This window comes from Arthrobacter glycogeni (assembly GCF_054511155.1).
Map to the genome: position 1 here is coordinate 179,117 of NZ_JBTNDE010000005.1, position 12,552 is coordinate 191,668.

10 protein-coding genes, 1 tRNA gene and 1 pseudogene are annotated in these 12,552 nt (G+C 63.8%); 4 read left to right on the plus strand and 8 right to left on the minus strand.

Going from position 1 to position 12,552, the window contains the following annotated elements; translation table 11 throughout:
• Window positions 1-3: 3 nt before the first annotated feature.
• Together ACX80O_RS05570 and ACX80O_RS05575 are read right to left on the minus strand one after the other, a co-directional pair.
• On the minus strand, window positions 4-543 hold the full coding sequence (locus ACX80O_RS05570) for a vitamin K epoxide reductase family protein (protein ID WP_459332804.1): 540 nt from the start codon (window positions 541-543) through the stop codon (window positions 4-6).
• A gap of 80 nt (window positions 544-623) precedes the next feature.
• Entirely contained in the window at window positions 624-1,619 is a 996-nt protein-coding gene (locus ACX80O_RS05575) for a YrzE family protein (protein WP_459332805.1), read from the minus strand.
• A gap of 110 nt (window positions 1,620-1,729) precedes the next feature.
• Here ACX80O_RS05575 and ACX80O_RS05580 point away from each other — a divergent pair, with 110 nt between their 5' ends.
• On the plus strand, window positions 1,730-2,230 hold the full coding sequence (locus ACX80O_RS05580; RefSeq protein WP_459307615.1) for a DUF456 domain-containing protein: 501 nt from the start codon (window positions 1,730-1,732) through the stop codon (window positions 2,228-2,230).
• Between the two features lie 37 nt (window positions 2,231-2,267).
• Window positions 2,268-3,914, plus strand: a complete 1,647-nt coding sequence (locus ACX80O_RS05585) for an amidohydrolase (RefSeq protein ID WP_459332806.1) — start codon at window positions 2,268-2,270, stop codon at window positions 3,912-3,914.
• A 12-nt stretch (window positions 3,915-3,926) separates the two neighbouring features.
• Here the strand turns inward: ACX80O_RS05585 and ACX80O_RS05590 are convergent, their stop codons facing one another.
• The 4 genes from ACX80O_RS05590 to ACX80O_RS05605 all read right to left on the minus strand — a co-directional run bounded on the left by ACX80O_RS05590 (window position 3,927) and on the right by ACX80O_RS05605 (window position 9,253).
• On the minus strand, window positions 3,927-5,717 hold the full coding sequence (locus ACX80O_RS05590; RefSeq protein WP_459332807.1) for a glycoside hydrolase family 15 protein: 1,791 nt from the start codon (window positions 5,715-5,717) through the stop codon (window positions 3,927-3,929).
• Window positions 5,718-5,726: 9 nt separating this feature from the next.
• A complete protein-coding gene (locus ACX80O_RS05595) occupies window positions 5,727-5,855 on the minus strand; it encodes a hypothetical protein (RefSeq protein WP_459307618.1) in 129 nt (42 codons plus the stop codon).
• A gap of 89 nt (window positions 5,856-5,944) precedes the next feature.
• Entirely contained in the window at window positions 5,945-7,456 is a 1,512-nt protein-coding gene (locus ACX80O_RS05600; RefSeq protein ID WP_459332808.1) for a S10 family peptidase, read from the minus strand.
• Between the two features lie 264 nt (window positions 7,457-7,720).
• Window positions 7,721-9,253, minus strand: coding sequence for a DHA2 family efflux MFS transporter permease subunit (locus ACX80O_RS05605; protein ID WP_459332809.1), 1,533 nt, complete (start codon window positions 9,251-9,253; stop codon window positions 7,721-7,723).
• A gap of 51 nt (window positions 9,254-9,304) precedes the next feature.
• On the opposite strand from ACX80O_RS05605, the gene ACX80O_RS05610 reads away from it, so the two are divergent.
• Window positions 9,305-9,377: transfer RNA gene (locus tag ACX80O_RS05610), tRNA-Ala, on the plus strand.
• A gap of 128 nt (window positions 9,378-9,505) precedes the next feature.
• Here the strand turns inward: ACX80O_RS05610 and ACX80O_RS05615 are convergent.
• A pseudogene (locus ACX80O_RS05615) lies at window positions 9,506-10,012 on the minus strand (polyphosphate kinase 2 family protein); the annotation flags it as partial.
• 141 nt (window positions 10,013-10,153) lie between these two features.
• Window positions 10,154-11,446 carry a cation:proton antiporter gene (locus ACX80O_RS05620; RefSeq protein ID WP_459332810.1) on the minus strand — a complete coding sequence of 431 codons (1,293 nt, stop codon included), beginning with the start codon at window positions 11,444-11,446 and terminating at the stop codon, window positions 10,154-10,156.
• Window positions 11,447-12,297: 851 nt separating this feature from the next.
• Here ACX80O_RS05620 and ACX80O_RS05625 point away from each other — a divergent pair.
• Window positions 12,298-12,552: mechanosensitive ion channel family protein (locus ACX80O_RS05625; protein ID WP_459332811.1), on the plus strand; the 255-nt coding region annotated here is incomplete at its 3' end.

Below are 12,552 nucleotides of genomic sequence, written 5' to 3' on the forward strand. Positions count from 1 at the left end.
CGGTTAGCCGGCAAACACGCCGACAAACCTGAAGAACACGCTGGCGGCCGTCGCAACCAACAGCAGCACCGCCGTCGTCCCGGTCCAGCCGCTCAGGAAAATGCGCGCCCTCCGTCCCGCCGGAAGCACGCCCCGGAGCATATTGCGTGAGGTCAGGAACGTGGTGAGCACGATCATCGCCGCCCAGACCACCAGGCAATAGAGGCAAAGGATCCCAATGGCGAACAGGGCCTGCGTCCACAACCAGATGGTAAAGACCATGCCCAGGCTCACTCCCACCTGCAGGGAGCGCCAGTACCATCTCGCTACAACCGCCCCGGCGAGGAGCATGCCCCCGGTAGTGATGACGACGCTGAACGCAACGATGCCGAGCAGCGGATTGGGGAATCCCAGCAGGCTGGCCTGCCACGTCTTGAAGACCTCCCCGCAGGAGACGAAGGCGTTGACGTCGCAGCTGGTGACGTAGTTGGGGTCGGCGTAGACGGCGAGCCGTTCGAGGACCAGCTGGCCAGAGGCCAGCCATCCCACCAACCCGGTGATCACCAGTAGCAGGCCGAAGGGCCTGTCGCGAGCGAGCGTGGTGCGCGGCTATCCATGGTGAAGACTATTGGCGAAAATGAAGGCTAGCGGGTGGGGGCGTTGTCGTAGTCCGCGCGGTCGATGCGGCGGTGGTACCGCATTCCGGTCAGGCCGCCCAAAATCGCGCCGCCGAGCGCCACGATCAGGGCCACGGCGACGGCGACGATGCCGGTCGTGGTCAGGCTGCCTTCGTTCAGTGGAAAGCTGTTGACGTTTGCCAGAACGGCGGACTGCCTGCCGAAGATTAATCCGAGGATCGCGACGAGAGCGGCGATGATGATCGCCCACAGCCAGACGGCGACACCCTGCTTAGCACCGTTGAACCGGGCCATCCGCCCGGCAACATATCCGCCAGCGAAGTAGGAGAGGAGCAGGATCACCAGCAGGATGATTGCGCCGGTGATGCCGACGGTCTGCGGGTCGGCCGCCACCTGCTCGGCTGCATCGTTGAGGTCGGTGTTGGTCGAGAGTCCAAAGACGGCCCCCGCAGCAGCGACCAGCGCCGTCAGTAAGACTGCCATGCCGGTCGCGGTGAGCCAGCCGAAGAACGCCGACCCGAATTTCATCCCGCCGAAGGTGTCCTTTTCGTGCTGGAGGAGCGCTGCACGCTCGGCCGACCCCGGCAGGGTGGGGCGGTCATCCTGGGCGCCCCGGTAGCGGGAATCATCCGGGTCGACCGTGTGGCTGACCGGCTGTACGGTGACCGGCTGGGTGCGTGTGGCAGGCGAAGCCGATGCCGCCCCGGCGCCCGTCGCAACAGCGCCAGCTGTGCCATCAGTCCGAATCTGGTGCACCTGGGTGGGGGCGCCGTCGGTGGTGCTATATACCTCGGTGGGCAGCGAATCGGCGTGGGTGTGCGCCTGGGTGGGGGCGCCGTCGTCGGCGGGTCGACGCGGGTCTACGTGGCTGTGCGCCTGGGTGGGAGCGCCGTCGTCGGCGGATGAATCACGCCACTCCGGTGTGGTTCCAGCATGCTTGGGGGCCAACTCGTGCGGCGTGTCATGCTGCGACGGATCATTCCCTGGTTCTGGCGTGCTCATGGTGCCTCCTGCTATTGGTGCCCTTCAGGCTTCTTCAGCAACCTTAGTGTTGCCGCCGGGCGGGAACAAGCGAGGCAGGATCGGCGGCCGAGCAGTGAGAGACTTTCCCTATGGAATTTCAAATCCTGATGACCGTGCTGAGCGGCCTGCTGATCGTGGTTGGTATCGCCGGAGTCATTGTGCCAATCCTCCCGGGCAGCATCCTCATCATCGGGTCGCTCTTGATGTGGGCGCTGGTGGTGTCCAGCACCGCAGGATGGGTGGCTTTCGGCGTCGGAACCGCGCTGGCTGTTGCTGGTCTGCTCGCTGGCGCCGTGCTGACCGGCCGGAAACTGCAACAGCGTCAGATCCCCGGCCGGTCAGTGGTGGTAGGCCTGGTCACGGGCGTGGTGGGGATGTTCCTGATCCCGGTCGTCGGGTTGTTCGTGGGATTCGCGGCGGGTCTGTTCGCCAGCGAATTCGCACGGCAGCGGGAGTTCAAGCCAGCCCTTTCGTCCAGCGGGGCAGCTCTGAGGGCGACGGGCATCGGCATCCTGGTAGAGCTCGGCCTGGCGTTGCTTGCGGGCAGCGTGTGGGTCATCGGTGTGTGGGTGCACTTCGCCACCGTCTAGGACCGTTTGAATCTCACTGTCGCTCGGGAGCGAAACCATGCAACTCGATCTCATCCTCACCAACGCCCGCATCATCACCATGGACCCGGCCCGTCCCACGGCGGGCAGCCTCGGCATTCTCAACGGGGTCATTGTTGGTCTCGACGAGGACCTCGCGGGACTGGCAGCCAAGGACGTCGTCGACCTGCAGCACCGGGTACTGCTCCCCGGATTCAATGACGCCCACTGCCACACCGCCTGGTTTGGACTCACTCTGGGTGAGGTGGACCTGACCGATCTCTCCGATCTGGACCAGGCCTACGCCCGGCTGCACGCTGCAGCCCAATCCCTCCCGGTGTCTCACGATGACGATGCCGGCGGCGGCTGGCTGGTTGCCAGCGGCTTCGATCACCACCGGTTCGGGGGACGGTTCCCCGACCGGGCCGCCCTGGACCGGGTCTCCGCTGGGCGGCCCCTCTTCATCCGGCGCACATCAGGGCACGGCGGGATCGCCAACACCGAAGCGTTACGCCGCGCAGGGGTGCTCGATGCTGGGTTCCCCGACCCGGTGGGCGGAAGAATCGTCCGGGATGGAGCGGGGGAGCCGACTGGACTACTGCAGGAGACAGCGCAAGCGCTGGTCCTGGACCTGCTGCGCCCGTACCCGCGCGATACCCTGGTCGCTGCGATCGAACACGCAACGGGCCAGTATGCGCGTGAGGGCATCACCAGCTTCACCGACGCCGGCATTGGCGGCGGCTGGATTGGACACGCCCCGGACGAGTTGGGCGCCTTCCAGGACGCCCGGGCGGCGGGAAAACTGCACGCACGGGCGCAACTGATGCCGGCCATCGAGACAGTGCAGCGAGCCGGGGCAGACGTCCTGGGTAGCGGTCTGGGATTGGGGATGTACAGCGGATTCGGCGATCACCTGCTGTCGCTGGGTCCGGCGAAAATCTTCCTGGACGGTGCGCTGTCCAGCGAGACCGCGGCCCAGACCGAGCCGTACAGCACCGGTGCCGGGAACAAGGGGTACCTGCTGCAGGAACCGGAGTTCCTGCAGCAGCAGATGGTTGACGCGCACCGGGCCGGTTGGTCCATCGCCGCCCACGCCATCGGTGACTTGGCAATTGATCTGGCGATCGACACCTTCACCCTCTTTCGGGCTGGGCGCACAGGTCAGCGGGCGCTGCCGCACCGGATTGAGCACGCGGCGGTGGTGCGGCCGGACCAGTTGGCGGCGCTCGCCGGGCTGGGGGTGGCGGTGGCACCGCAGGCCTCCTTTTTTCGTCCCATCGGCGACGCGATGGCTCGGTCGTTGGGAGAGGGGCGGGCAGCATTCACGTACCGGGCCAAATCATTCCTCGACGCGGGAATAGCGGTGGCGGGAAGTTCGGACCGGCCGTGCGCCGATGGGACGGCGCTGCGCTCCATCCAGGCGTACACCGACCGGCTGACGTCCAGCGATCGTGTCTTCGGGGCTGGCACAGAGCGTCTCAGCGCCCAAGAGGCCCTCGGTATCTATACGATCGGATCCGCCGAGGCCACCGGGTTCGGTGGGGTCAAGGGCCGGCTCTCCGTCGGGATGCTTGCCGACTGTGTGGTCCTCGACGCCTCCCCGCTGGAGGTTCCGACCACGGATATCGCCGGTATTCCTGTGATGGCTACCCTGCTGGGTGGCCGGTTCACTCATCACCAGCTGTGACGGGAACGCCAGCTACGCGTCGTCTGAGAGGGACAGCGCTGCGGTGATGAGGGCCAGATGGCTCAACCCCTGCGGCAGGTTGCCCATGAACTCGTGCCGGTCGTCGCCGTCGATCATTTCGGCCAGCAACCCGACGTCGTTCGCCAGGGGTAGCAGCGCCTCCATCTGGGAGCGTGCCTCGTCCTTGCGCCCCACCTGGGCGAGGGCTGCCACCATCCAGTAGGCGCAGGCGACGAAGGTGGATTCCTCGTCCTGCATCCCGCTGTAACGGTAGAGGAGTGGACCGGAGCCCAGCTCGTCACGGAGGGCATCGATAGTTGAGGACATCCTCGGGCCCCGTTCGTAGCCGGTGATCGCGTGAAGCAGGATCGAAGCGTCCAGCTTCTCGCTGCCCGGATACCAGACGTAGCTCTGGCGTTCGGCAGACCAGCAGTTCTCCTCGACCCAGTCCCGGATTCGGTCCCGCTCGGCCCGCCAACGTTCGGCCGGGCGCTGCAGCTGGCCCGCTTCGGAGAGTTTCACCGCGCTGTCCAGGGCATGCCAGCACCCCAGCTTTGAGGTGGTGTAGTGCCGTTCCTCGGGCAGCTCCCAGATGCCGGCGTCGCGCTGTTGCCAGGTGTCGCAGGTGAGGTCAGCCAGGTCGGCCAGTTGGCGGGAGGTGGTGGGGTCGAGGACATGGCCGGCCTCGACGTAGAGCCGCACAATGTCGAAAAGGTCACCGAAGACACCCAACTGCAGCTGACCTGCCGCTGGGTTCCCGTCGACGACGGGGCCGATGCCCCGCCAGCCGGGAAGGTCAGGGGTGCGGGTCCCTTCGGGGGTGCCACCATCAAGTCGTGTGAAAACCTGCAGATCCTGGCCCTGGGTGCGAAGGTTCTTGAGCATCCAGGAGACCGCTGCGTGCACTTCCTCCCGCAGGCCGGCCCGGACCAGTGCGTGCAGCGTGTAGGCGGTATCCCGCAGCCACGCGTACCGGTAATCCCAGTTTTTGCCACCCGCCCTGCTCTCCGGCAGGGAGGTGGTGGCTGCAGCAGCGACGGATCCGGATGGGCTGTGGATCAGGAGCTTCAGGGCGAGAGCGCTGCGGAGGACCTGGTTGGCGTAGGGTCCTTCGTAGCTGAATTCCCTGGACCAGGTTTGCCAGTTCGTGATAGTCCGGTCAATGCCAGCGTCCACCGAGTGCGGATCCGGGAGCGGCAGGGGCTCGTCGTGGGTGGAGACGACGGCCACCAGGTGGCGCGAGCCGGGTTCGGTGGTGAGGCGCCCGGAAATGGCCTGACCTTCGATGGAGAGGTCGCCCTCGTTGATACCGCGGACGCCCAGCGCGGTGCCGTCAACCCTGAGTACCGCGCCGTGGTCGGTGGACTGGACCCACGGGGAAGCGGTCTGAAAACAGTTTCCCGGACGGATGGCCCAGCGCATCGGCACGTTCCCGGTGAGGCCTTCGATGCGGCGGGCTAACTCGCCCCAGGGGAGCCGTCCTGCCACCCCGGTATTCAGGGAATCGGTGACGCGCACGGTCCCTGAGGTGGTGATGTACGTGGTGGCCAGAACGTTCGTACCCTCGACGTAGGCCCGCTGCGAGGTGAATGGTTCCGTTGGGCACAACTCCAACGCGCCGCCGTCGTCGGCGTCCAACAACCGGGCGAACGGCGGAGCAGAGTCGAGGTCCGGGGTCGGATACCAGTCGATCGACCCGTCATGAGCGATCAGCGCCACCGTCCTGCCGTCGCCAATGGCGGCGTAGGAGCGCAGGTCGACGTAGCCGTCCCGACGGTCGGCCAGGTCGTTGGGGTCAGTCATTCGGTCTGGCTAGCGACCGTGCTTTTTGTCGTACCTGGTCTTGTTGGCGCGGGTAGTCGCGGAATTGCCGCGTCGGTTGCGGAGCAGTTTGGAAGCAATGACGGGGACCAGCGTCCACAGGAGTTTTTTCAGCAGCACGACGGATTCCTTTTACTAGTGGGGTCCGCGGTCTTCCACGGAAACCCTAAGTTTACTTATAATTTGTCTTGAAAGAAAACCCGCGGTACTCAGTGAATTGAAGTGACGAACTCTTTCAGCGCTGCCAGCTGCGCTAGCCGGCACTCGGGCTTGAGGTACATCATATGCCCGGCCTCGTGATAGTGATGGGTGAACCGGTCCCTCATTTGATCGGTCAAATTCATGTGCGCAAACACGTATTCGGCGGCGAAGTGCGGGGTGGCGCCGTCCTGGTAGCCGTAGTCCACATGCACGCGAAGAGTGGGGTTGTGGACCAGGAGGCGTTCGAGTGTGTGACTCACATCGACGGGAGCGCCCTCGAAGGTCTTGTAGCTCCACGGGTGTACCCGAGCCGTCAGCACCTCATACGGGAGGTCGTTCTCGTAGCCGAGCTCCGCCCTCACATAGTGGTTCATGGCTGCCGCATAGGGGCCGGTAATGGCCCGGATACTTGGATCGTCGGTCATGGTCGAGTCCTGCAGGTTTGCGGGCTGCGCCGTGAACCTGCCATCAATCCGGCCGACCGCGAGCCCATCAGAACGCAGCAGTTCGGCGGCGAATTCGCCGTACTGCCAGCGGAGGTTGGTGCGGCGAATGAACGTTTCGTCGAGGGTGGTGATCGCAGCGAGGCGGGCTACGACGTCGTCGTACTCCGCCGCGGTAAGCCGGCTGCCCTGCGTGAGGGCGTACCCGAAGTCCTTGGCAGCGAAGTCTTCGGCTTCCCTGACGACGTCGGCGAGGTCCCGGCCCGGGTGGCGGCCGTGGAAGTGGGCGATGGCAGCATAGGTAGGGACGTGCAGGGCGTAGGGTACGTCGCTGCCGGGGAAGAACCGCAGCGTCGACATGTTGAGCACTGTGGAGATGAGCCCCAATCCGTTCACCGCCATACCGTAGGCGTCGAAAAGGCGCCCGGCGACGGCAACGGCGCGGAGGGTTCCGTAGGATTCGCCGACGAGATACTTCGGGGAGAGCCACCGGTTGTTGCGGGTGGTCCAGAGCCGAATGACCTCGGCCACCAGGTCCCGGTCCTCAATAAAGGCGTGGAACTCGTCCGACTTTTCGCCCTCGACGACGCGGGAGAAGCCGGTGTTGACGGGGTCGATCATGACGAGGTCGCTGTGCTCGAGGAGCGTTTCGTGGTTGTCCACCAGGCCGAAGGGCGCGGGAGTCATGGCTCCGGTGTCGCCCGAATCCACGCGGCGCGGTCCGAGGAGGCCCAGGTGAAGCCAGATCGACGCCGATCCGGGACCTCCGTTGAACGCGAACGTGACTGGGCGCTGATTGGCCTGGCCTGCGTCGTCGGGGTCGGTGTCCTTGGTGTAGGCGACGATGAAGATTTCGGCCTTGGGTTTGAAACCGTCGGCCTTGCCGTCCTTGGTTTCCTCCCGCCGGAGGACCAGCCGACCCGTGGTGCTCGTATACTTCAGGCCCGTGCCGGTGGTGTGCTGCCGGGTGGCAAAGTCGTCGGTCACTTCCTTGACCTCTTTGACGTCTTTGACGTTTTTGCCCTTGTCGGGTGCTGTGGAGTCGGCGGTCGTGGAATCTGCAGTGTCATCAGCCATGACTAGAGAGTACAGGTAGTTCCCAGAGGCAACCACCCCGCGGCGCGGGTAGCGGTTCGCTTGATCGGCCGTTGTCGTCGTTGAGGGCGTCAACTTGGACCTCGGTTTGGTTCCGGGGGGCCAATTTGGACCTCGGAGGTGTTTGAATGGGTCAAGCTGGACCTCAGGGTGCGGTATGTCGGCCACCAGGGTCTAGGTTGCCCCCTGGGACTAGGTTGCTCACCGCAGCGACCGTCCGATCCGGTGGCCCATCCCCCAGAACGGCTAGGTCGACGTCGGAGGCCCGCCAGTGGTCGCGGCCGGAACGCTCGACGGCGTTTTTTCGCCAGTCCAGCCGGTCCGGCGTTGCGGTCGGGCGAAGAACAGGGCAGCGCCCAGCCCGATAAGGATCGCAGCGGCGGGCAGGAACAACGACTGACCCATCGCTGCGGCGTAGCCAGCCTGCAGGGACTCCGGAAGCTGCTGGCCGGGCACCGCATCGGCGCCGCCGTCGCCGATGTTCGCGGTCAGACGGGACAGCATCATGGCGGCGATCGCCGAACTGCCCAGCACCGCTCCCACTTGACGGGTGGTGTTGTAGACGCCGGACCCGGCTCCCGCCGAGGACCGCGGCAGGTTCCGCGTCGCGGTCAGAGAAACGGGCGCCCAGATACCGGCGCTCGCGAGACCCAGCAGCGAGATGGGTAGGAGCAGCGCCCAGACCGGCACATCGGGGGTCAGGATGGCGCCTAGCCAGAACAGCGATACCGACATGGCCGAGAATCCAAAGACCGCCATGTACTTGGGATTGCCGCGCTGGACCAGCCGGCCCACCAGGGGAGCGAGCGAGCCGGAGATGATCGCCATTGGGGTGAGTAGCAGGGCGCCTTCGGTGGGGGAGAAGCCGCGCACATTCTGCGCGTAGAGCATCAGGGGGATGGCGACCGTGGTGATGGCGAAGCCCATCGCGAAGATCGACGTGTTGCCCAGGGAAAAGTTGCGGTCCTTGAACAGGTTCAGGGGAACGAGTGGTTCCTTGCGGTTGTACCGCTGCCACAGGATGAAGGCCGTGAGGAGGACCAGCCCGCTGATGATCAGCGACCAAACCGAGATGGGCCCGGCGATGGTGCCCCAGTTGTACGTCTCACCTTCCTGGATGCCGAACACTAGGCAGAACATTCCTGCGGCGCTCAGCGCGACGCCAAGATAGTCGAAACTGTGGCTGTTGGTGGGGAGCCGTGGCACCAGCCGGTGGGCGAGGATCAGCCCGACGACGCCGACCGGTGCGTTCACGAAGAAGATCCACTCCCAGCCGAGCGAGTCGACCAGGATGCCGCCGAGGACCGGGCCCACCAGGGTGGCGACGCCGGCTACCGAACCCCAGAGCCCCATGGCGGCACCGCGGCGTTCCGGCGGGAAGATGCGGGTGATAACGGCCATGGTCTGCGGCGTCATGAGTGCGGCACCCAGTCCCTGCAGTACCCGGGCGAGGATCAGTATTTCCACCGACCCGGCAAGCCCACACCACACGCTGGCCACGGTGAACACCGCCAGCCCGGCGAGGTAAATGCGGCGCGGGCCGAAGCGGTCGCCAAGCCGGCCCGTGATCAGGAGCGGCACGGCGAACGCCAGCAGGTAGGCGCTGTTGACCCACACCACGCTGTCGAGATCCGCACCCAGCCCGTTCATGATCGCCGGGATGGCCACCGAGACGATGGTCGAATCCACCAAGATCATGAAAAATCCAATCACCAGCGCCCATAGGGCCGGCCAGTCGTTGATCTCGGCGTGCTCCTCAGCGGAGCTGTGTGTGGTCATTCTTTGAGGCTACTCCGGCATTGGGCGCAGGTTTGCTACAGTACTTTTTGCGGGGCTTTAGCTCAGTTGGTAGAGCGTTTCGTTCGCAATGAAAAGGTCAGGGGTTCGATTCCCCTAAGCTCCACTACGAAGGTCCTCTGACCTGCGGAAACGTTGGGTGGGAGGGCTAAGTTTCTGTCTTGAGACGGCTCAACCACACGGAAACCACACGCTTTCGGATGATTTGGGATCAGCCTTGGGTGTTGCAATCCGTGGGTCTGGGCGCATGAACTCGAGGTATTCCATGGGTGAGCAGAATCCCATCACGCGCTCCACGCCGGCACGGTTGTACCAGGACCTGTCGAATAGGACGATTTCTCCGCCGCTGGGTAGCACCGAAACATACCGCTGGAAGTACCACTGGGTCGATTCACGCTCGTTGGGCTTCTCCAGAGCAACGACCCGGGCACCACGGGGATTCAGGTTTTCCGTGAACCGTTTGATGGTGCCGCCCTTGCCCGCGGCGTCGCGCCCCTCAAACAGGATTGCGACCTTCTTCTCCGTGGACTTTACCCATGCCTGCATCTTGAGTAGCTCAATCTGCAGGACACGTTTGGCCTTTTGATACTCACGCCCGGTCATCAGGACCTCATAGGGATGGTCCTGCCGCCACGTCTCATCCGCCGGATGGGGCAGGAACACCGACTCCTCATCCCCAGCCTCGGAGGTCCCGGTAGGTACCTCTACCCTTGCTCGGGGGGAGCGACGCTCAGGTTCCATACCCGTGTCAAATCTTGCCGCTTCCTCGCCTGCCGAGTTCACTTCGTCCGGCCCGGCGGCTGCTCTAGTTCCTGCGGAGGCACTTGCGGCCGGAGTGCTTGACTTTGAGGTGCCTGCGGCGGGTTTGGGGCGTGGAGGGGCTCACACGGCGGTGGTGGGTGCCTGCCCGGGCCGGTTGTCGGCTTCGGCCTTTTTGACGCGCTGCCGGTCAAGGTAATTCATGATGGGTGAGGCTGCAGCGCCATGCAACAGGATGGATCCGGTAACGGTAAGACCAACGACGGCCCACAGGTACCCGCCATCGGCAAAGTTTCCCTTCTCGAGGGCGTAGGCGATGTAGAAGAGAGATCCGATTCCGCGGACGCCAAAGAAGGAGATAACGGCGCGCTCCTGGGGCCCGGTCCTGCCGCGAGCCAATCCAATCCACCCGGTAATAGGGCGGATGACGAGCAGAATCACGGCGACGGCCAGAATCTCGGTCCAGCCGACGCCCGCCAGCAGTCCTCGGGCGACTGCTCCGCCAAGCAAGACCAGGATGATTACGGTCAGAAGCCGCTCGATCTGGTCGACGAAGTTGTGCAAAACCCGGTGGTAGCCATGCGAGCGTTCGGCGGCGCGGATAGTGCACGCGCAGACGAAAACGGCGAGGAACCCGTACCCGTTGACTAGTTCGGCGGCACCATAGGCGAGGAACGTTGCGGCGAGCGCGGTAAAGCCCTCGGCGTTCTCGGAGAGTTTAAGGCGTTGCGCTGGGGCAGAGAAAAACAGGCGACCCAGCAGCCATCCTGTGCCAATGCCGACGATGAAGCCGGCCGTGAGTCGCCAGAGGACATCGAGGAGGAGCCATTCGCCGATCCAAAGGTAAGGTGCGATGCCGGCGGTGCTCATCAGGATGGCGACGTAGACGAAGGGGAAGGCCAGCCCGTCATTGAGTCCGGCTTCGGAAGTGAGCGCGAATCGTGCCTCGTCCTCGTCCGTGCCTTCCTCATCCTCAGTAGGCTCACCAACTTGCACCTCGGAAGCCAAAACCGGGTCTGTCGGTGCGAGGGCCGCAGCCAGGAGGACTGCCGCGGCAACGCCGAGTCCGAGCATCCACCAGCCCAGGAAAGCGACGGCGATGATGGAAAGGGGCATGGTGATACCAAGGAGACGCCATGTGGTGGCCCAGCTTTTGAACCGAAATGGGCGGTTGATCGCGAGTCCGGCTCCCATCAGGGAGATGATCACGCACATCTCCGTCAAGTGCAGGGCGATCGTGCCGTGGGCGACCGGGTCGGGATTTGGCAGGACATCCAGGACCGAAAACGCCAGAAGGCCGGCGGCAAAGAAGACCATCGGCATGGATACCGGTACCTTGCCCAGCACCTTCGGAAGAATAGCGGCGGCCAACGCGGCCAAACCGGCAGCAGAGAACAATAGGGCAACGTTATCCATTGCAGTCCCCCCGCATGACGGTTACGGCGCTCGTGGCTAAAATTACGCCGACAGACGGATCAGCTTTCACAACTGTTGGTTCTTTCTGTTGGAGCGAGTTGATAGGAACCTATTACCGGGATTTTAGGCAGGGACCGACACCCTGTTGTTCGGCCACGTACTGATCGATCAGAGCGGAAACTGCCGCGAACAGGAACTTTTCAGAACGTGGAGCGATGCGAATCAGCCGCCTTCGGGAGAAGGCTTTTCCACGCAGGGATTAAGACGACCGTCCTCCATGGATCCTCACGCTTGATCATGGTATTTCTTGTCTCCCGCGGCCGCCAGTCGTTCGAGAGGGCACCTTCACTCTCTGCAGCCTGCAGAAGAGCTTCCGGGGTGACCTATTGGGACCCCTCCAGTTGGGACCCCTTGATACCCCGCGGTAAAAGGCAGCATGCTTATATTGTTGCCCTAGATCTTGGCAGCTGACACGTTGTGTGGCGGGAGTCCAAGGGGCCTAGATGCCACTCAGAATGGAACGGCTTACTGATGCTGACAGCTGGTTGGAACGAGGCGTAACGGTGTCAAGACCCCCTTGACGGTGGGCCTTTCCGCGAGTGGCCCAGTCCAGTCCACAAAATTTATTCGTGACTGCGTGTGAGGTTTTTTAGCCTACGGCGTCTTTACCGGGGGACGGAAAACCCGTTCCGCGTGAAGCCAGTTACCGCTGAGGCAGCGGAAGACTGACCCTCACCCACCATAGCTATCACAGCTAGGGATACCCGAATTTAGTAAGTCGACTTCCCAAATCGGGAAAAGCCTGTCATGGTTCAGGTATCGACCAGTTGCACCACATCCGGAGGTTATTTATGCAGGAAACATTGATGAGCGGGTTGGCCGCAGTGGTGGCATTCGTGCCGTTGCTGTTGCTTTTTCTCGTCATTCTTATCGTTGGGTTGCTGATCGCCAAAGCGATCTCGAAGGCACTGTCGAAGGTGCTGGAGAAGGTTGGATTCGACCGTCTGGTAGAGCGCGGCGGCGTGAAGAAGGCGCTAGATAATTCTTCGATGGATGCTTCCGACATCATCGCGAAGATCCTGTACTACACGCTGGTCCTGTTCGTA

What these genes read in the sequence shown, in the direction of transcription:
- ACX80O_RS05575 (WP_459332805.1), bottom strand. Translation starts at nt 1,619, where the DNA reads ATGAGCACGCCAGAACCAGGGAATGATCCGTCGCAGCATGACACGCCG.
- ACX80O_RS05580 (WP_459307615.1), top strand. Translation starts at nt 1,730, where the DNA reads ATGGAATTTCAAATCCTGATGACCGTGCTGAGCGGCCTGCTGATCGTG.
- ACX80O_RS05585 (WP_459332806.1), top strand. Translation starts at nt 2,268, where the DNA reads ATGCAACTCGATCTCATCCTCACCAACGCCCGCATCATCACCATGGAC.
- ACX80O_RS05590 (WP_459332807.1), bottom strand. Translation starts at nt 5,717, where the DNA reads ATGACTGACCCCAACGACCTGGCCGACCGTCGGGACGGCTACGTCGAC.
- ACX80O_RS05600 (WP_459332808.1), bottom strand. Translation starts at nt 7,456, where the DNA reads ATGGCTGATGACACTGCAGATTCCACGACCGCCGACTCCACAGCACCC.
- ACX80O_RS05605 (WP_459332809.1), bottom strand. Translation starts at nt 9,253, where the DNA reads ATGACCACACACAGCTCCGCTGAGGAGCACGCCGAGATCAACGACTGG.
- ACX80O_RS05620 (WP_459332810.1), bottom strand. Translation starts at nt 11,446, where the DNA reads ATGGATAACGTTGCCCTATTGTTCTCTGCTGCCGGTTTGGCCGCGTTG.